This is a genomic window from Streptococcus mitis, from assembly GCF_946188695.1.
Lineage (GTDB): Bacteria > Bacillota > Bacilli > Lactobacillales > Streptococcaceae > Streptococcus > Streptococcus mitis_DF.
In genome coordinates, this window is sequence record NZ_CAMHWI010000012.1 from 14,786 (window position 1) to 35,262 (window position 20,477).

The 20,477-nt window shown below is 40.8% G+C and carries 15 protein-coding genes; 5 read left to right on the top strand and 10 right to left on the bottom strand.

Annotation, left to right across the window (positions count from 1 at the left end; genetic code table 11):
- Positions 1 to 118: 118 nt before the first annotated feature.
- Together trkA and N8L33_RS06215 are read left to right on the top strand one after the other, a co-directional pair.
- On the top strand, positions 119 to 1,468 hold the full coding sequence (gene trkA, locus N8L33_RS06210) for a Trk system potassium transporter TrkA (RefSeq protein WP_070482190.1): 1,350 nt from the start codon (positions 119 to 121) through the stop codon (positions 1,466 to 1,468).
- Positions 1,469 to 1,471: 3 nt separating this feature from the next.
- A complete protein-coding gene (locus N8L33_RS06215) occupies positions 1,472 to 2,911 on the top strand; it encodes a TrkH family potassium uptake protein (protein ID WP_261059264.1) in 1,440 nt (479 codons plus the stop codon).
- 340 nt (positions 2,912 to 3,251) lie between these two features.
- Here the strand turns inward: N8L33_RS06215 and pflB are convergent, their stop codons facing one another.
- Complete coding sequence (gene pflB, locus N8L33_RS06220) at positions 3,252 to 5,576, bottom strand: formate C-acetyltransferase (RefSeq protein WP_000260631.1); 2,325 nt, start codon at positions 5,574 to 5,576, stop codon at positions 3,252 to 3,254.
- 238 nt (positions 5,577 to 5,814) lie between these two features.
- Between pflB and dinB the strand changes: the two genes are divergently transcribed.
- A complete protein-coding gene (dinB, locus tag N8L33_RS06225) occupies positions 5,815 to 6,876 on the top strand; it encodes a DNA polymerase IV (protein ID WP_261059265.1) in 1,062 nt (353 codons plus the stop codon).
- Between the two features lie 138 nt (positions 6,877 to 7,014).
- Here dinB and N8L33_RS06230 read toward each other — a convergent pair whose 3' ends face one another.
- Both N8L33_RS06230 and N8L33_RS06235 read right to left on the bottom strand, forming a co-directional pair.
- Positions 7,015 to 7,860 carry an undecaprenyl-diphosphate phosphatase gene (locus N8L33_RS06230; protein ID WP_247942156.1) on the bottom strand — a complete coding sequence of 282 codons (846 nt, stop codon included), beginning with the start codon at positions 7,858 to 7,860 and terminating at the stop codon, positions 7,015 to 7,017.
- A gap of 61 nt (positions 7,861 to 7,921) precedes the next feature.
- Positions 7,922 to 9,811, bottom strand: a complete 1,890-nt coding sequence (locus N8L33_RS06235) for a DUF2207 family protein (protein WP_261059267.1) — start codon at positions 9,809 to 9,811, stop codon at positions 7,922 to 7,924.
- A 138-nt stretch (positions 9,812 to 9,949) separates the two neighbouring features.
- On the opposite strand from N8L33_RS06235, the gene N8L33_RS06240 reads away from it, so the two are divergent.
- Together N8L33_RS06240 and N8L33_RS06245 are read left to right on the top strand one after the other, a co-directional pair.
- Positions 9,950 to 11,515 (top strand): ABC transporter substrate-binding protein/permease, encoded by a 1,566-nt coding sequence (locus N8L33_RS06240; RefSeq protein WP_261059270.1) that lies wholly within the window; start codon positions 9,950 to 9,952, stop codon positions 11,513 to 11,515.
- A complete protein-coding gene (locus N8L33_RS06245; protein WP_000189477.1) occupies positions 11,515 to 12,255 on the top strand; it encodes an amino acid ABC transporter ATP-binding protein in 741 nt (246 codons plus the stop codon). Before N8L33_RS06240 ends, N8L33_RS06245 begins: the two co-directional genes overlap by 1 nt.
- Before the next feature lie 204 nt (positions 12,256 to 12,459).
- On the opposite strand, the gene N8L33_RS06250 is transcribed toward N8L33_RS06245, so the two are convergent.
- The 7 genes from N8L33_RS06250 to N8L33_RS06280 all read right to left on the bottom strand — a co-directional run bounded on the left by N8L33_RS06250 (position 12,460) and on the right by N8L33_RS06280 (position 20,476).
- On the bottom strand, positions 12,460 to 12,675 hold the full coding sequence (locus tag N8L33_RS06250) for a capsule biosynthesis transcriptional regulator (protein ID WP_001130036.1): 216 nt from the start codon (positions 12,673 to 12,675) through the stop codon (positions 12,460 to 12,462).
- An 828-nt stretch (positions 12,676 to 13,503) separates the two neighbouring features.
- Positions 13,504 to 14,754: a threonine ammonia-lyase IlvA gene (gene ilvA / locus N8L33_RS06255; protein ID WP_000952975.1), complete on the bottom strand. Its 1,251-nt coding sequence runs from the start codon at positions 14,752 to 14,754 to the stop codon at positions 13,504 to 13,506.
- Between the two features lie 50 nt (positions 14,755 to 14,804).
- A complete protein-coding gene (locus tag N8L33_RS06260) occupies positions 14,805 to 15,161 on the bottom strand; it encodes a hypothetical protein (RefSeq protein WP_001027897.1) in 357 nt (118 codons plus the stop codon).
- 83 nt (positions 15,162 to 15,244) lie between these two features.
- Positions 15,245 to 16,267 (bottom strand): ketol-acid reductoisomerase, encoded by a 1,023-nt coding sequence (gene ilvC, locus N8L33_RS06265; protein WP_000290683.1) that lies wholly within the window; start codon positions 16,265 to 16,267, stop codon positions 15,245 to 15,247.
- Positions 16,268 to 16,438: 171 nt separating this feature from the next.
- Positions 16,439 to 16,915, bottom strand: coding sequence for an acetolactate synthase small subunit (ilvN, locus tag N8L33_RS06270; RefSeq protein WP_001253803.1), 477 nt, complete (start codon positions 16,913 to 16,915; stop codon positions 16,439 to 16,441).
- Entirely contained in the window at positions 16,908 to 18,608 is a 1,701-nt protein-coding gene (locus N8L33_RS06275; RefSeq protein WP_000411735.1) for an acetolactate synthase large subunit, read from the bottom strand. The genes ilvN and N8L33_RS06275 overlap by 8 nt, the downstream gene beginning before the upstream one ends.
- A 200-nt stretch (positions 18,609 to 18,808) precedes the next feature.
- Entirely contained in the window at positions 18,809 to 20,476 is a 1,668-nt protein-coding gene (locus N8L33_RS06280) for a DAK2 domain-containing protein (RefSeq protein ID WP_000036655.1), read from the bottom strand.
- Position 20,477: the final 1 nt, after the last annotated feature.

Consider the following 20,477-nt stretch of genomic DNA (forward strand, 5'->3'; position numbering starts at 1 on the left):
AGGGTATAGTTTTACCTTATAGCAAATTTCCTACTAAAAACTCTGGTTATTAGCTAGTAGGTGCATTTTTTCTTGAAAAAAGGTATGATAGTTACATCATGAAAAAGTAGGTTTTAATATGAAAATTATCCTTGTCGGAGGGGGAAAAGTTGGTTTTGCCCTCTGTCGCTCCTTAGTTGCAGAAAAGCACGATGTTTTGCTGATCGAGCAAGACGAAGCCGTTCTCAATCATATTGTTAATCGCTTTGATATCATGGGTATCCTTGGTAACGGGGCCGATTTTACCATCCTTGAGCAAGCCAGTGTCCAGGATTGTGATATCTTTATCGCCCTGACTGAGTACGATGAAGTGAACATGATTGCAGCTGTTCTAGCCAAGAAAATGGGAGCTAAAGAGACCATCGTTCGGGTGCGGAACCCTGAATATTCTAACTCTTATTTCAAAGAAAAGAATATTCTCGGTTTTTCTCTTATCGTTAACCCTGAGCTTCTGGCTGCCCGCGCTATCGCTAACATCATTGACTTCCCCAATGCCCTGTCTGTCGAACGTTTCTTTGGAGGACGGGTCAGCTTGATGGAATTCACTGTTAAATCTTCCAGCGGTCTTTGTCAAATGCCCATTTCTGATTTTCGTAAAAAATTCGGTAATGTCATTGTCTGTGCGATAGAGAGGGACCATCAAATTATCATCCCAAGTGGTGACATGACTGTACAAGATAAAGATAGAATCTTTGTCACTGGTAACCGTGTTGATATGATGCTCTTCCATAATTATTTTAAATCTCGTGCCGTGAAGAGCCTTCTCATCGTCGGTGCAGGTAGAATTGCCTATTATCTACTAGGTATCCTCAAAGACAGTCGTATCGATACCAAGGTTATTGAAATCAATCCTGAAATCGCTAGCTTCTTTAGCGAGAAATTTCCAAACCTCTACATCGTTCAAGGAGATGGTACCGCAAAAGATATTCTGCTGGAAGAAAGTGCTCAAAACTATGACGCCGTTGCGACTCTAACAGGAGTCGATGAGGAAAATCTGATTACCTCTATGTTCCTTGACAGGGTAGGTGTACAGAAAAATATTACCAAGGTCAATCGTACCAGTCTCCTCGAGATCATCAATGCGCCTGATTTTTCAAGTATCATCACACCTAAAAGCATCGCTGTAGATACAATCATGCACTTTATTCGTGGTCGTGTTAATGCCCAGTATTCAGACCTTCAGGCCATGCACCATCTAGCCAATGGCCAAATCGAAACCCTGCAATTCCATATCAAGGAAGCCAATAAAATGACTGCCAAACCTCTTTCTCAACTAAAACTGAAAAAAGGGGTTCTTATTGCGGCCATCATTCGAAAGGGCAAGACTATTTTCCCTACTGGGGAGGATATGTTGGAAGTTGGAGACAAGCTCCTAGTAACAACCTTGTTGCCAAACATCACCAAGATTTATGACTTGATTGCGAGGTAAGAGATGAATAAAAGTATGATTCGTTACCTCCTTTCAAAGTTACTTTTGATTGAAGCTGTTCTTCTTTTGGTTCCTGTGTCTGTCGCTGTCTATTACCGTGAATCGAGCCAAGTCTTTACGGCCCTCTTTTCAACAATAGGGATTCTCGTATTACTAGGCGGTTCAGGAATTTTACAAAAGCCCAAAAATCAACGGATTTATGCCAAGGAGGGAGTCTTGATTGTTGCCCTCTGTTGGATCCTTTGGTCCTTCTTTGGTGGTCTCCCCTTTGTCTTTGCTAGACAAATTCCCAGCGTTATAGATGCCTTTTTTGAGATCAGTTCTGGCTTTACAACTACTGGAGCAACTATTCTGAATGACGTTTCGGTTCTCAGTCGTTCCCTCCTCTTCTGGCGAAGTTTTACCCACTTGATTGGAGGGATGGGAGTGCTTGTTTTTGCACTCGCTATTATGGACAATGCCAAAAATAGTCACCTAGAAGTGATGAAGGCTGAGGTTCCTGGCCCTGTTTTCGGTAAGGTTGTATCCAAACTCAAAAATACTGCCCAGATTCTCTATCTCCTTTATCTAGCTCTCTTCTCCCTCTTTGTCATCATCTATTATCTGGCTGGCATGCCCCTATTTGATAGTTTTGTCATTGCCATGGGAACAGCAGGTACAGGAGGTTTTACAGTCTATAACGATGGAATCGCCCACTATGGTAGCTCACTGATTACCTATCTAGTCAGTATCGGAGTTCTGGTTTTTGGGGTAAATTTCAATCTCTACTACTACCTTATGCTCCGTCGCGTCAAAGCCTTCTTTGGAGATGAAGAACTTCGGGCTTACTTAGTCATCGTAATAATTTCTACAGGCTTGATTAGCCTCAATACTCTCTACCTCTACCCAGGATTTTCCAAAAGCTTTGAAATGGCCTTCTTCCAGGTTTCCAACATCATTACAACAACTGGTTTTGGATATGGAGATATTACCAACTGGCCCCTCTTCTCCCAGTTTATCCTCCTCTTCCTCATGGGAATCGGTGGCTCTGCTGGATCAACCGCAGGTGGACTCAAGGTTATTCGAGGTCTCATCCTTTCAAAAATTGCCAAAAATCAAATTTTGTCAATTCTATCTCCCCACCGTGTTTTGACTCTCCATGTGAATAAAACGGTGATTGATAAGGATACCCAGCATAAGATTCTCAAGTACTTTGTCATCTATGCTATGATTTTGCTAGCGCTTATCTTTATTGTCAGCCTAGATAGCAATGATTTTCTGGTAGTGACCAGTGCTGTCTTTAGCTGTTTCAATAACATCGGTCCTATCCTAGGAACCACCTCTAGCTTCTCAATCTTTAGTCCTATCTCAAAAATTCTCCTCTCCTTTGCAATGATTGCAGGGCGCTTGGAGATTTACCCAATCCTCCTTCTCTTTATGAAGAGAACTTGGTCTAAGAGATAAAATACAACCACACCTTGTTCCTTACAAAGTGTGGTGTTTTTATTTTCATACTCTTCGAAAATAAAATTCAAACCACGTCAGCTTCGCCTTGCCGTAGAAATATGTAACTGACTTCGTCAGTCTTATCTACAACCTCAAAGCAGTGCTTTGAGCAATCTGCGACTAGCTTCCTAGTTTGCTCTTTGATTTTCATTGAGTATCAAATACCTCCCGCAACTCAACAAGTATCTGTAAATCCTGGTCAGACATTTTAGTGCCTGATTCAAGGAATTGAAGAGCCCAAAAAACAACCCTCAGTCGACTGACCGAGGGTTCCTTATTTCATTATTCAAGAACTTGATTAGCTCAATGCATCCAAGGCATCATCCATTGAAAGAACTTCGTGGAAGACACGTTGTGTCAATTCAGTTTTTTGTTCTGGAGTGAGGTATTTAGTATTTACACAGTATCCAGAGATACGTACGATAACGTCTTCACCTGACATGATCTTTTCGTAAACATCGTTCAAGTCCATAACGTTCAAGTTAACGTGTTGTCCACCGTTTTCGAAGTAACCATCAAGGATTGTTACCAAGTTATCAACTTGTTCGTCACGAGTCTTACCAAGAGCGCGAGGTGAAACTTGAGTAGTCAATGAGATACCATCAGCTGCATAGCTAAAGTCAAGGCTAGAAAGTGAGTTTAAGTTTTGCAACCATCCACCTTTAGCTTTATTTGATGGGTTAGCACCTGGTGAGAAGAATTCAAGTTTAGACAAGTTCACAGAACCATCTTCGTTGAGGTATACACCTTTGTGGACTGGTGAGTTACCAGTTTGTTTAGAGTAAGCAACGTTAGATGTGATTGTCAATAGTGATACAGTAGCTTCTGCGTCTTTGTAAAGTTTGTGGCTACGTAGACGAGTTGTGTAAGCTTCGATCAACCATTCTGCCAATTCATTTGAACGTGGGTCATCTTCACCCCAACGTGGGTATTCACCGATTGTTTCGTAATCGTAGATGTAGCCATTTTCATCACGGATTGGTTTAACTGTAGCGTATTTGATAGCTGACAATGTATCAACAGTGTTGGCAAATCCACAGATACCGAATCCCATGTTGGCACGTTGTTTAGTTGGCAAGAAGGCCATTTGAACAGCTTCGTAGTTGTACTTATCAGTCATGTAGTGGATGATGTTCAAAGCGTCTACGTAAGTGTCAGTCAACCAGTCAAGAGATTTTTCAAAGTTAGCTTTAACTGATTCAAATTCAAGAACTTCGTCACGGATTGGTTCGATGTCAAATACTTTGTAGTCTTTGTGAACATCGTCGTAACCACCGTTCAAACCAGTAAGAAGGGCTTTCAATACGTTTACACGCGCACCGAAGTACTGGATGTTGTGGCGTTGTTCTTCATTTTCTGGGTCAAGTGGAGACACACAGCATGAGATACAGCTCATTTCACCATATCCGTCTTTAGCCATTGTTGTTACACCTTCGTATTGGATAGAAGAGTGTTTGTGGCTCATGTGCATACAGTAGCGACGGAAGTTGTATGGCAATTTGTCAGTCCAAAGAACTGTCAAGTTTGGTTCTGGTGAGTTACCGATGTTGTCAAGAGTGTTCAAGAAACGGTAGTCCATCTTAGTAACACGGTGACGACCGTCGTTACCCATACCAGCCATAGAAGTTGTGATGAAAGTTGGGTCACCTGAGTACAATTGGTCGTAAGCTTTTGTACGAGCAAATTTAACTGTACGAAGTTTCATAACGAAATCATCAACGAATTCTTGGATTTCTGATTCAGTAAATGTACCACGAGCAAGGTCACGTTCTGCAAAGATGTCCAAAACGATTGGTACACGTCCTAGAGATGTAGCAGCACCGTTGATAACACGGCAGACAGACATGAAGGCGATGTTAACCCATTGGATCGCTTCTTTAACGTTCATCGCTGGTTTGCGAACATCAACTCCGTAAAGGTCACCCAAGCGAACAACTTGTTGCAATGCTTGGTATTGAAGGTTGATTTCTTCACGAAGACGGATTGTTTCTTCATCGATTTCTTCGATTGCATTCCAGTCGTTTACTTTTTCTTGCATCAAGTAGTCTGCACCGTAAAGAGCAAGACGTGCGTAAACACCGATGATACGTCCGCGTGAGTATGCATCTGGAAGACCAGTTACAGTATGTGCGTGACGAGCGCGACGGATATTTGAAGTGTAGGCACGGAAGATACCGTCGTTAACTGTTGTTACGTATTTAGTGAAGATTTCGTGAACAGCTGGGTCTGGTTCGTATCCATTTTCTTTCAAAGTAGTTTCAGCCATACGGATACCACCTTTTGGCATGAAGTTCAATTTGAAGAGTTCATCATTTTGAATACCGAAGATAACTTCGTTTTCTTTATCGATAAATCCTGCTGGGATATCAGCGATAGATGTTGGGCGAGTGTCCATTGGGAAACGAGTTTCTTCGTAGTGAGCCTTAGTTTCTTCTACAATTTTTTTGATGTGAAGTGAACGTTCTGTTGGTCCTGCAAGGAAGCTTTCGTCTCCATCGTAAGGTGTGTAGTTAGCTTGTACGAAGCGTGATACACTTGCTTTTTCTTTCCAATCTACGCCTTTGAAGCCTTCCCAAGCTTTGTCAAAAATATCTTGTGCTTCAACAACTGTCTTAACAACCATGTTAATGTCCTCTTTTTTCTTTCTAGTAACATCCATCTGTTACATTCATGAGACAAGTATACCATACAGTAACCGATTTCAACAAGTGATAAATCCCTATTTTTACACTTTCTTTTCTAAAACAGTCTATATTTTATCCCAAACTGTATTATATTTTTGAAAAAATTAAAGCCTTTTTTCTTTTTTTCAGAAAAAAGGGTATAATAAAAGAAAATAAGCAGTAAAAAGGGGACCAGACATGTTGATTTTTCCTTTATTAAATGATTTGTCAAGAAAAATCATCCATATTGACATGGATGCCTTTTTTGCTGCAGTGGAAATCAGGGATAATCCTAAACTCAGAGGAAAACCTGTCATTATCGGCAGCGACCCTCGGCAAACAGGTGGGCGGGGAGTCGTTTCTACCTGTAGCTATGAGGCACGAGCTTTTGGTGTCCATTCAGCCATGAGCTCTAAGGAAGCCTATGAGCGTTGTCCCCAGGCCGTCTTTATCTCAGGGAATTATGAAAAATATAAATCTGTTGGCCTCCAGATTCGAACTATCTTTAAGCGATATACAGATTTAATAGAACCTATGAGCATTGACGAAGCCTATTTGGATGTAACAGAAAATAAACTCGGTATCAAGTCAGCGGTCAAAATCGCTCGCCTCATTCAAGAGGATATCTGGCAAGAACTCCATCTAACTGCTTCTGCTGGCGTTTCTTACAACAAATTCTTAGCTAAAATGGCCAGCGATTATCAAAAGCCACATGGTCTGACAGTGATTCTACCTGACCAAGCTGAGGATTTTCTCAAACAAATGGATATTTCCAAGTTTCATGGAGTAGGAAAAAAGACAGTAGAACGTCTTCATCAAATGGGGATTTTTACTGGCGCTGATCTACTTGAAGTTCCTGAAGTGACCCTAATAGACCGTTTTGGCAGACTGGGCTATGACCTGTATCGAAAGGCTCGTGGTATTCACAATTCCCCCGTCAAATCCAATCGCATCCGTAAATCAATTGGGAAGGAGAAAACCTATGGAAAGATTCTCCGTGCCGAGGAGGACATCAAAAAAGAGCTGACTCTCCTATCAGAACGAGTCGCTCTCAATCTCAATCAACAAGAGAAAACTGGAAAAATTGTCATTTTGAAAATCCGCTACGAGGACTTTTCAACTCTTACTAAACGAAAAAGTCTTGCTCAAAAAACACAGGATGCTAGCCAGATAAGCCAAATAGCCCTGCAACTCTATGAAGAATTAAGCGAGAAAGAAAGAGGTGTCCGCCTGCTAGGGATTACCATGACTGGATTTTAATACTCAATGAAAATCAAAGAGCAAACTAGGAAGCTAGGCGCAGGCTGTACTTGAGTACGGCAAGGCGAAGCTGACGCGGTTTGAATTTGATTTTCGAAGAGTATAAAACCTTGAAGAGCTGCCCCTTCAAGGTTTTTCTTATACAAATAAACGAACAAAGCTGTAAAGTAGCAAGACACTACCAAGCACGATACGGTATTTACCAAAAAGGGTGAAGTCGTGTTTTTTCACATAGCTTGTCAAGAAACGAATAGCGATCATGCTGACTGCGAAAGCGACTCCCATCGCAACCAAGAGCAAGAACAACTGCCCAAAGCTCAAGAGCTGTCCTGCTTTCACAAATTTGAAAATTTTTAAGGCACTAGCGCCAAACATAACAGGAATTCCAAGATAGAAGGTAAATTCTGTCACAACTGAACGACTGGTTCCATTTAACAAACCACCGACAATCGTTGCCCCAGAACGGCTAGTTCCTGGTAAAAGGGCAAGAACTTGGAAAAGTCCGATATAGAAAGCTGTCGTATAAGGAAGCTTGTCCAATTCTGTTACACTTGGCTCGATAGCACGCGCTTTATTTCGTTTTTCCAAATAGATAAAGGCAATCCCATAGATAATCAACATAAGAGCAACAGAAACCATATTATGGAAGTGGGTATCAAACCAATCATCAAATTTAAAGACGGCAAGCAAAGGTAAAGTGGCAACCAAGACCTTCAACCACAGTCTCCAAGTCTTACGAACTTCCTGCTTGTCTTTACCCGGTTTAAAGGGATTGAGCTTGTTAAAGTAAATCACCATAACCGCTAAAATCGCACCAAGTTGAATTACGACATTAAACATAGACATAAAGGCTTCATTCTGATTTTGGTATTGGATAAATTCCTCTGCTAAAATCAAGTGACCTGTACTGGAAATGGGCAACCATTCCGTAATTCCTTCAACAATCCCGAAGAAGATAGATTTTAAAATTTCAATAAGATACATAGATTACTCCTTTTTTCTATCTTCCATTATAGCATATTTTTTCAGCCAGTGATAGCTCTCTTTAAAAGGCGCCGATACTGCCGCCACCTCCGCCTCCAGAGAAACCACCGCCAGAACTTCCACTTCCAGAAGACACGGAGTAGGTACTTGCTGTATTTGCGACACTAGCATAATGGCTCATTTGCGCGCTTGAATGATAAAACATACTGTGCCAGCCATAAGCTACATATAGATTGATATCTGGATTTTCCACTTGGATATGATGAACCTTCATCAAATGGCTGACCTTGTCCGCATAGCCAAATAAGGTCGCATAGACCAAGAGGCGATTCCAGACCACAATACTTTCCAATTCAGCCTGATCCAATCGTGCAATCTCACGCAACATATTTTCAAAACTGGTCCAGAGATAGTATACTTCTGCTCCTGCTTCATTTAGGACACCATCACGATTATCTAATCGAAGCTTCCAATAATAGAAAACAGCCAAAACCAAACCTAGAAAGCCAAGTATAGGCAAGGGGAGGAAAAGATAGCCATAAACATCCAAACTGTACAAGAACAAACCAAATCCGATAAATAGGGGTAGGATAGTAGAGAGTCCCATCCCCACTTGCAAGGCCTTTTCTCCACCATTCAAGGGACGATAATAATCCGGAAGCCCCCAGAAAGAAACTCGATTTCTCACCCCTTCTTGCATCTCTTTCAATACTTCTTCAAAAGAAGATTTGAGTTGAAGCCCTCTTGCTTGAATCCGTTTTTCATCAGAGGCTTTTGCTCTACGATAAAGACTATCAGATACCTTGTAATCCGCAAACAAATTGGAAAGAATCTCTTCTTTTTTGCCTGAAAAAGCCAGATTTAGACAGTCTTTCTCAAAACTGGACAAACCATCTTCTTTTACTAGCCTCAAACCAACTGCATCTCCTTCTGAAATAATAGCGACATTCCCACGGTCTATCACATCTAGCAAGGTAGCTTGAATAAGTTGGTCAAAGGTGAATTTTCCAGCTCCCTTGACCAAGGGACTCACTTCCTCCAAGGAGGTCGAGTAGACAGCCTCTGATAAAACCATAGGCTCTAATTCCATTGGTGGTTCATAGAGACGATGATTTTTGGCATATTTGACTGAAGGAGTGGTCTTTCTTCTATAAATAAAATAGAAGCAGGCACTCAATAACAAGGAGATAGAAAGTATGGAAGGAAAGACCCAAGTAAGGAGTTGTTTACTTTGCTCTTTTTCTTTAACAATCGAGTCTTCTATCTTATTAAACTCTTCTAAACGATTCCCTTTCAATCCCTGATCCGTAGCATTAGCAAAATCGGTCCGAGGCCAGTAGGCATGCAATTCAACTCCACGCTTAGGCGGAAGATTGTCTAAACGGATAGTATAATCAAGGTTACTCTTTTCAATCGTCCCCTCTCTAAAGAGTTTCCCTGTATGGAAGTAGAGTTTTTCAGCCCCCTTATCTCCCCTTACATGAAATTCAAACTTGCCAATAGCCCCTGAACTATCTGTTAAAGGTTGCCAATTTAATTCAGCAATGTCATCATATAGAAAAAGCAAATTCTTTAAGTTCCAGACAAGGTCAACTTCAACTGTGTCGCCTTCTTGACCTGGATTATAAACTTTAACAGTATAACCATCTGCTCCTTCTATCACTTCGCTAGTAACGTCTGCTAGTTCAGCACCGTTTTTCGCAGCCTGAACCTTTGGATGAGGATCAATGTCAAATCCACTAGGCATCTTGCCAGCACGTCCAAGTCCCACGATTTGGCCCTTAAAGTCCTCCTCAAACTGATAAACTATCCTTTGTCTAAATTCTGCCGTATTGTCTGCATGAATATACAAATCCCCTTGGTAAGAGTTTATCTTGAAATCAATGGCAAAAACAGAGAGTGGCAGAAAGCAAAACAAGCCTAACACCAGTAATAAAAAAGTTTTTTTCATCAACTAAGCCCCCTTTTTATCTTTGCTATCATTATATCATTTTTTCTCAAGTAAGGGCTTACCTGTATTGAAAAATAGAGTTTTTTTCGATAAAATAGGAGACAGTTATTTTTTAATAGATTAGAAATAGGAGAAATCATGAGAAAAATATACTTATCTATTTTCACAAGTCTCTTGCTGATGCTGGGACTTGTCAATGTTGCTCAAGCTGATGAATATTTACGCATCGGGATGGAAGCAGCATATGCTCCCTTTAACTGGACTCAGGATGATGATAGCAATGGGGCTGTCAAAATCGATGGGACTAACCAGTATGCTAACGGATACGATGTTCAAATCGCCAAGAAAATCGCTAAGGACTTAGGTAAAGAACCTTTGGTTGTTAAAACAAAGTGGGAAGGTCTAGTTCCTGCCCTTACTTCTGGTAAGATTGACATGATTATCGCAGGTATGAGTCCTACTGCCGAGCGTAAACAAGAAATTGCCTTTTCAAGCAGTTACTACACTAGCGAACCAGTCCTACTAGTCAAAAAAGATTCTGCCTATGCAAGTGCTAAATCTTTGGATGACTTTAAAGGTGCGAAAGTCACTTCTCAACAAGGTGTCTACCTTTACGACTTGATTGCACAAATCCCGGGTGCTAAAAAAGAAACTGCCATGGGAGACTTCGCTCAAATGCGCCAAGCTCTTGAGGCTGGTGTCATCGATGCTTATGTTTCTGAACGCCCAGAAGCTCTGACTGCTGAAGCTGCTAACTCTAAGTTTAAGATGGTCCAAGTAGAACCAGGTTTCAAGACTGGGGAAGAAGATACAGCTATCGCCATCGGACTTCGTAAAGATGACAATCGTATTAGCCAAATCAATGCCAGCATTGAAACTATTTCAAAAGATGACCAAGTTGCCTTGATGGATCGTATGATCAAGGAACAACCTGCCGAAGCTACAACAACTGAAGAGACTAGCAGTAATTTCTTTAGCCAAGTCGCTAAAATTCTTTCTGAAAACTGGCAACAACTCTTGCGTGGTGCTGGTATCACTCTTTTAATCTCTATCGTCGGAACCATCATAGGTCTCATTATCGGTCTTGCCATTGGTGTTTTCCGTACTGCTCCCCTCTCTGAAAATAAAGCTATCTACGGCCTACAAAAACTAGTCGGCTGGATTCTCAACGTCTACATTGAAATTTTCCGTGGTACGCCAATGATTGTTCAATCAATGGTTATCTACTATGGAACTGCCCAAGCTTTCGGGATCAACCTTGACCGTACACTGGCTGCTATCTTCATCGTTTCAATCAATACCGGTGCCTACATGACTGAAATCGTCCGTGGTGGTATCCTAGCAGTTGATAAGGGACAATTTGAAGCTGCGACTGCTCTTGGTATGACTCATAACCAAACCATGCGTAAGATTGTCCTACCTCAGGTAGTCCGTAACATCCTACCAGCAACTGGTAATGAATTTGTCATCAATATCAAAGATACATCTGTATTGAACGTTATCTCTGTTGTCGAACTTTATTTCTCAGGAAATACAGTGGCAACGCAAACCTATCAATACTTCCAGACATTTACAATCATCGCCGTGATTTACTTTGTCCTCACCTTCACCGTAACACGTATCCTACGCTTCATCGAACGCCGCATGGACATGGATACCTATACTACAGGTGCTAACCAAATGCAAACGGAGGATTTGAAATAATGACCCAAGCAATCCTTGAAATTAAACACCTCAAAAAATCCTATGGACAAAACGAAGTGCTAAAAGACATTTCTCTCACTGTCCACAAGGGAGAGGTCATCTCTATCATCGGAAGCTCTGGAAGCGGGAAATCTACCTTCCTACGCTCCATTAACCTACTTGAAACGCCAACTGATGGACAAATTCTTTATCATGGACAAAACGTCCTCGAAAAAGGCTATGACCTCACGCAATACCGTGAAAAGTTGGGGATGGTGTTCCAATCCTTTAACCTCTTTGAAAATCTTAACGTACTTGAAAACACAATTGTCGCTCAGACGACTGTCCTTAAACGCGAACGTACAGAAGCTGAAAAGATCGCCAAAGAAAACTTGGAAAAGGTCGGCATGGGAGAACGCTACTGGCAAGCGAAACCAAAACAACTCTCAGGAGGTCAAAAACAACGCGTGGCCATCGCTCGTGCCCTTTCAATGAATCCTGACGCCATTCTCTTTGATGAACCAACATCAGCTCTCGATCCAGAAATGGTTGGAGAGGTCCTCAAAATCATGCAAGATCTGGCTCAGGAAGGCTTGACTATGATTGTCGTAACCCATGAAATGGAATTTGCCCGTGATGTCTCTCACCGTGTTATCTTCATGGATAAGGGTGTAATCGCTGAAGAAGGCAAACCAGAAGACCTCTTCACCAATCCTAAAGAAGATCGTACAAAAGAATTTCTTCAACGCTATCTCAAATAAAAAGAAAAGGCTGCATCAATCGTGCAGTCTTTTTGCTGTCCTCATACTCTTCGAAAATCTCTTCAAACCACGTCAGCTCTATCTGCAACCTCAAAACAGTGTTTTGAGCAGCCTGCGGCTAGCTTCCTAGTTTGCTCTTTGATTTTCATTGAGTATCAAAATGAAAAGGCAGACCTTATTCAAGAATCCGCCATTATCCAAAGATTAATCTTCAAATTTTTCATGATTTTTTTCATAGAAATCAATTAAACCTAGAGCTGTTTCAAATGAAATATTTTTTACTTTTGCACGACCCTGCGCTAGAGCAATGATAGACATTTCACGCGCATTCGTTTCTTTAGAGATACGGTAGCCTGTGATTTTCTTATCACGAACCCAGCCAACAACTGATTCTACTTTTTCAAAGTTTGACTTAGCCATGTTCTTCTCCTATTTTCTTCTTTACGTTATATTATTCTATACGTTTTTATGTCTTTTGTCAATAAAAAAACATATATTCAATAAAATAAATGATCTAGAATCTTCTTACTTCCTTTTTAAAGCCGATAATATATAGGTTTTCGCTTACTATAACCCATTAGTATGCTCCTAAAAAACAATTGCATTATTAAACTTTAAACTTGTAAAAATATTCATGTATACTGAATGCCAGTTTCTCAATAGGATAGACAGGATTTACTATTTCATTCTATATATTCCTTTTAAATCAACAAGTCCACTAAAGATAGTCTTTCACTCCACACTATCTCTAAACCATTCCGTTTTTCTTTCTCCTTCTTTGGTTCCTTTCCTGTCCTTATCTATATCTTATTCGTTTTACAACCGGTACTACTTACTTTGTCCAATCTTGCACCTTCTGATTACATACCCGCTTTCCAGCTAGTCATTTAAAAACAGTATCACTAGCTGTTTCATGTCTAGCACTATTGTTTATCTCACGAGTTTTTCAGCCGACTCACCTAGCAACCATCTCACAAACATTGATTATTTTTTCTGATTCCTATTATATTTATTGAAAGTTCAAATTAGGGATATATACAATTGGGGATTTCAAAAAATTTCCTTATATAGTAAGTAATTCTGGCGCCTTAATATAAACAGAATCAAAAATAATAGGTGCTATAGTGAGTTGTAGTAGAAATAGCACGATAGATTTCCTAAGTCCATAGGAATCGCCCCCTTTCTTCACCCTTATTATAACACCTATACATCAGTTGTGCAAATAATATGATATTTTTTTATTAGTCCTCAGACAAGCATATTATAGAGCGTTTCATTCCCATTTAAGTTAATATAAGCTGGATCAAAACCTTCCATGCGACGAATCAATCCTGCATAATCATGCTTATCTGCCAAAGCGATCCCAATTAATACTGGTCCTGTTCCCTTGCTAGCTCGTTTGATATACTCAAAACGTGTGATATCATCATTTGGCCCCAGGATATCATTTACAAACTCACGCAGAGCACCTGGACGCTGTGGAAAATTGACCACAAAGTAATGCTTGATCCCATCATAAATCAAGGCACGTTCTTCCATTTCTGGCATACGGTTGATATCATTATTTCCTCCAGAAATGATACAACAAATGGTTTTCCCCTTGATATATTCAGCTAAAACTTCTAAAGAAGCAATACTAGCCGCTCCAGCAGGTTCTGCAACAATCCCTTGCTTAGAGTAAAGGTCAATCAAGGTTTCAGAAATCAATCCCTCATCGACACCTACTAAGGTTTGAACATGTTGACGAGTTGCTTCATAGGTCAATTGACCTACCTTTTGTACAGCAATCCCATCCGCAAATTTGTCAATTTCTTTGAGTTTGACTGGCCCACCAGCTTCAAAGGCCGCCTTCATGGAACGCGCTCCATTAGCCTCTACTCCAATGACTTCAATTTCTGGACTTGTTTCCTTGATATAGGTAGAAACCCCAGCAATGAGACCGCCACCACCAACAGGAACCAAGACAGCATCAAAATCAATCGATTCTTTTCGAGCTTCTTCTAAAATCTCATAAGCAACAGTCCCTTGACCTGCTTGAACATGGGCATCATCAAAGGGATCAATAAAGGTACGATTTTCAGAAACTGTAAATTCTTGAGCTGCCTTAGCAGAAGCATCAAAGGTATCTCCAACTAGTTTAATGGTTACGAAGTCCCCACCAAAAAAGCGAACCTGGCCAATCTTTTGTTGCGGAGTTGTAATGGGCATAAAGATAGTAGCAGGAATCTTCATTTCATTACAGGTATAGGCTACTCCCTGCGCATGATTCCCCGCAGAAGCGCAGACTACCCCACGCTCACGTTCTTCCTTGCTGAGCTGGGAAATGGCATAATAGGCACCACGAATTTTAAAAGAACGAACACGTTGGGCATTTTCCTTTTTCAAATAAATCTTAGCACCATACTTCTCCGACAAATAATGGTCATAATCCAGTGGGGTATTCACAACCACGCCGTTCAAGACTTTATGAGCCTTGATGATATCTTTTGAACTTAACATATAAAACCTCTTTTTCTATAAAAAACAGTCACTAATGACTGTTTTTTTAGTTATTCATCTCCAAAAACTTCAGCAACACTTTCATGATATTTATGAGCCATACGAATTGAAAACTCTTTAGGAAGTTCATAACGATTTGTGGAAATCCAATCATATAACCATTCTGCCAAACTTTCTTCACTATCATTACGATGGAAGATAAAATAGTTTAAAATTTCTTTATATTCTACATCATTTAAATCCAGCGTGTCTACAAATTGACTACGAGGAACAAAATTAGAATCTAATTTTCTTAGTTGATCTGTCAATTCTCCCAATTGTAAATCCAACTGAAAAAATAATTTTTGCAGTTGCCTATCAGTTTCATCACATCCTGTCTTGATAGAAAACAAATTGGTAATATTCATATGATTTCAACCCCTAAATAAGTATATCTAATATCCCACGAATAGCTGAAGCTACTATTTTAGCAAAATTCTTTGCTTTCTAATTAGTTATAGATTTTGAATGCATCATCGTCATTTTTACCAACAAATGGCATTGCTTTACGCAATTCTGCACCAACTTTTTCAATTTCAAGGTTAGCTGCTTGTTCACGGTAAGCAGTCAATTTTGGACGTCCAGCTTTATAGTCATTTACAAAGTCATTTGCAAATTTACCATTTTGGATGTCTGCCAAGACAGCTTTCATATTTTCTTTAACTTGTTCAGTGATTACACGTGGACCTGATACATAGTCACCGTATTCAGCAGTGTTTGAAATAGATTGACGCATTTTCTTGAATCCACCTTCGTAGATCAAATCAACGATCAATTTCATTTCGTGAAGAACTTCAAAGTAAGCCAATTCTGGAGCGTAACCTGCTTCTGTCAAGACTTCGAAACCTGCTTCGATAAGGGCAGTCAAACCACCACAAAGTACAGCTTGTTCACCAAACAAATCTTCTTCAGTTTCTTCTTTATATGTTGTTTCAAGAAGACCTACACGAGCTGCTCCAACACCTTTACACCAGTCCATAGCAATGTTTTTAGCATTTCCTGTTGCATCTTGGTATACTGCGTAAAGAGCTGGAACACCAAATCCTTCTTCATAAGTACGACGTACCAAGTGTCCTGGTCCTTTAGGAGCGCACATGAAGACATCTACATCTGCAGGAACTTTGATAAATTCAAAGTGAATGTTAAAACCATGGGCAAATCCAACTGCGTTTCCAGCTTCCAAGTTTGGAGCGATTTCTGCTTCGTACAATTCTTGTTGGATTTCGTCTGGTGCCAAAATCATGATAACGTCAGCCAATTTAGTAGCTTCTGCTACTGTGTAAGTGTCAAATCCATCTTCTTTTGCTTTATCAAAAGATTTACCTGGACGTACACCGATAATAACGTCACGACCTGAATCACGCAAGTTTTGAGCATGCGCATGTCCTTGTGAACCATAACCAATAACGGCGATTTTTTTACCGTCAAGTGCTGCTACTTTAACATCTTTTTCATATTCCATTTGAACTGCCATAGTTTTTTCTCTCTTTTCTATTATTTATTGCCTTTTAGGCTGGTTTAACAATTTTAAGTTGGATTTTTATACTCAATGAAAATCAAAGAGCAAACTAGGAAGCTAGCCACAGGCTGTACTTGAGTACGGCAAGGCGAAGCTGACGTGGTTTGAAGAGATTTTCGAAGAGTATTAATCGCGGGTAAATCCAGTTGCACCCGTTCGAGCGATATTGCGAATACCGTATGGTCGAATGACTCGCAATAGAGCTTCACTCTTTTCAGCATTTCCTGTCATCTGAATGGTAATCGAGCTTGGCGCTACGTCTACCACCGTTGCGCGGAAAGGTTGAATAATCGCTAGAATCTCAGCGCGCTTCTCAGCTGGCGCCGACATCTTAACCAAAATCACCTCGCGCTCCAAATGAGGCTTGTCTGTAATATCTCGAATGCGAATCACATCAATCTGACGATTGAGTTGCTTGATGATTTGCTCCACTTCATCATGTGAAGCAACATCAATAATAATGGTGATACGCGATACATTCGGATCTTCTGTTGCTCCAACAGAAATGCTTTCGATATTAACCTGACGACGAGATAGGACACCTGTAAAGCGATTGAGGACTCCTGAACGATTTTGTAGTTTTGCTGTTAACATTCTACGCATGGAACTTCACCCCCAACATCTCATGATTACTCTTACCAGCTGGTACCATTGGTAACACCTGTTCCTTACGAGAAATATCTACCTCTATTAGCATAGGAACATCCTCAGTGATGACTTCAAGGTCTTGAGCCAAGGTCTCAGGATTGTCAAACTTATAGTTTTTAATGCCATAAGCTTGTGCCATCAATTGGAAATCAGGAAGAGTATCAAAGACCGACTCAGATGTTCTACCTTCATAGAAGGATTCCTGCCATTGGCGAACCATTCCAAGCGAGTGGTTGTTCAGCATAACCACCTTGATTGGCACCTTGTAAATGTTCAAAATAGCCAATTCCTGGTTGGTCATTTGGAAACCGCCATCCCCAACAAACAAGACTACTTCCTTATCTGGGTTAGCAATTTTAGCTCCGATTGCTGCTGGGATTCCAAATCCCATGGTTCCTAAACCACCTGAAGTCACTAACTGACGTTCGTTTTGGTAGGGATAATACTGAGCTGTCCACATTTGGTGTTGACCAACGTCTGTTACCACAATGGCATCTCCATTCGTCAATTCACCAATTCGTTCAATAACAGCTTGCGGCTGAACCACACGTTCTTTCTTATCATAAGAACGAACACGGTTCTTATCTTTAGTGACTTTTTCAATCCATTTCTCAGTATTGTTATGAACTGTCGGCTCAGCCAGCAACATTTGCAAAGCTTTCTTAGCATCTCCAACTACAGGAATATCTGCACTGATAATCTTGCCAATCTCGGCTGGGTCAATATCAATGTGGGCAACCTTAGCATTCTTAGCGAAGGTCTTAGGATTCCCCGTCAAACGGTCATCAAAACGGCAACCAATACTAATCATAAAGTCCGCTTCTGTCATGGCAATATTAGCTGCGAATGACCCGTGCATGCCTCCCATTCCAAGGAAGAGTGGATGACTCGTTGCAATAGTTCCTTGTCCCAAAAGACTGGTTACTACTGGAATTTGATAGCGTTCTGCAAATTCATTTAATTCTGCAGCAGCTTCAGCATAACTAATCCCACCACCAGCTAACAAGACTGGTTTTTTAGCCTTGGATAATTGCTTCAAGATTTTCTTGATTTGCATATCATTTGGCTCAAGAGTTGGCTGATAGCTTGGTAGGTTCACTTCTGGTGAATAGATGAAGTCCGTTTCTAAAGCAGATACGTCTTTAGGTAGGTCAATGACAACTGGCCCTGGTCGACCTGTAGTTGCGATATGAACAGCTTCCGTAATGATACGAGGAATATCAGCTGTCTCACGAACTTGGTAATTGTACTTAGTGATTGGCATGGTAATTCCAACAATGTCTGCCTCCTGAAAGGCATCTTTCCCAATCCCTGCTCGCGCCACCTGACCTGTAAAGACCAAAAGGGGAACACTGTCGCTCATGGCATCCGCAATCCCTGTAATGGCATTTGTTGCTCCTGGTCCGCTAGTGACGACGGCAACACCCAACTTTCCAGTTGATTTGGCATAACCTTCAGCTTCATGCAGACAACCTTGCTCATGGCGTCCTAGAATGTGGCGAATGCCTTTAAAATTATATATCGCATCATAAAAAGGCAAGACTGCACCACCAGGATAACCAAAGATGGTATCAATTCCTAAATCACGAAGTGTTTCCAAAACTAGGTCCGACCCCGTCTTAGGAGATTCTAAACTGATTTTCTCCATTGTTCCCCTTTCTCTTCTCTTAAAAATAACTTGTTACTATCATACCACTTTTTCAAAATTTTTCAAGACAAAAGAAGAAATTTTCTGAATTTTCTATTTTAACGTTTATTTATGAATGTTATTTTTGTTTTTATTAAAAAGATATCGATTTCATTTACTAAACAATAAAAAAGAACTGATTTCTCAGTCCTTCATTAATCTTATTCTACACTAAATAGGTATGGGTAAACAGGTTGTTGACCTTGGTGAATCTCGACTTCAACGTCTTCGAATTCTTCTGCGATTTCTTGAGCAATTTCATTGGCAAGTTCTTCGCTTCCGTCTTCACCGACGTAGAAGGTTACGATTTCACTATCTTCATCCAACATATGTTTCAAGGTTTCTGTCAAGGTTTGGTGCATGTCAGGGTTTGACACGAGAATTTTCCCATCAACCATACCAAGATTATCATTTTCATGGATTTCTAAACCATCGATTGTTGTATCACGCACAGCTGTTGTGACGCTTCCGCTAACGACATCGCTAAGAGCAGCAGTCATACGCTCTTGGTTTTCTTCGATGGACTTGCTTGGATCAAAGGCAAGAAGACTTGTCAAACCTTGAGGAAGAGTACGAGCTTCTACCACTACTGCTGGTTGCTCCAAAACTTCTGCTGCAGATTGAGCTGCCATGAAGATGTTTTTGTTGTTTGGCAGGAAGATGATGTTACGAGCATTGACCTGTTCAACAGCCTTGATAAAGTCTTCTGTTGAAGGGTTCATGGTTTGACCGCCTTCGATAACATAATCCACACCTTGAGAACGGAAGATATCTGCTAGACCTTTACCAGCCACCACAGCAATCAAAGCATACTCTTTTTCTTCAGCAGGCTTGCTAACTTGGGCAGCTTCTTTTTCAACCTGTGCTTCGTGTTGGTTACGCATATTGTCAACTTTTACCTTGACCAAGCTACCGTATTTAAGACCTTCTTGCATAACAAGTCCTGGATCTTCTGTATGGACATGGACTTTGACAATTTCATCATCATTGACAACAAGGAGAGAATCCCCAAGTTCATTCAAGTAGTTACGGAACTCGTCGTAGTCAAAATCTTTAGCATAGGTGGGACCTTGCTTAAGAGCTACCATGATTTCGGTACAGTAACCAAAGGTAATGTCCTCAGTCGCCACATGACCAGCCACAGACTTGTGGTGCTCTGCATTGATCATTTCACTCATGTTGGCAGGAGTCGCTACAAAGTCCTCAGATGCAATATATTCGCCAGTAAGGGCTGAAAGGAAACCTTCGTAGATAAAGACCAATCCTTGGCCACCTGAGTCCACAACGCCAACTTCCTTCAATACTGGAAGCATGTCTGGTGTTTTAGCTAGAGCTGTTTTAGCACCTTCCAAGGCTGCGCGCATGACTTCAACAGCGTCATCTGTTTGCTCAGCTTTTTTCTTAGCACCGATAGCAGCCCCACGAGAAACTGTCAAAATCGTTCCTTCAACTGGTTTCATCACTGCCTTATAGGCAACTTCTACACCTGATTGGAAGGCAAGGGCCAAGTCTTGACCTGTTAACTCGTCTTTATCCTTGATGGCTTGTGAAAATCCACGGAAAAGCTGAGACGTAATAACTCCTGAGTTCCCACGCGCTCCCATCAAAAGACCTTTAGCAAGAATGCTCGCTACCTCTCCAACTGTAGAAGCTGGTTTGTCTGCAACTTCTTTGGCTCCATTTTCAATGGTCATTCCCATATTTGTTCCAGTATCTCCATCTGGAACTGGAAAGACGTTTAATGAATTGACATATTCAGCTTGCTTATTCAAACGAGTTGATGCAGCCTGCACCATTTCTTGAAATAAGCTAGTAGTAATTTTTGACACG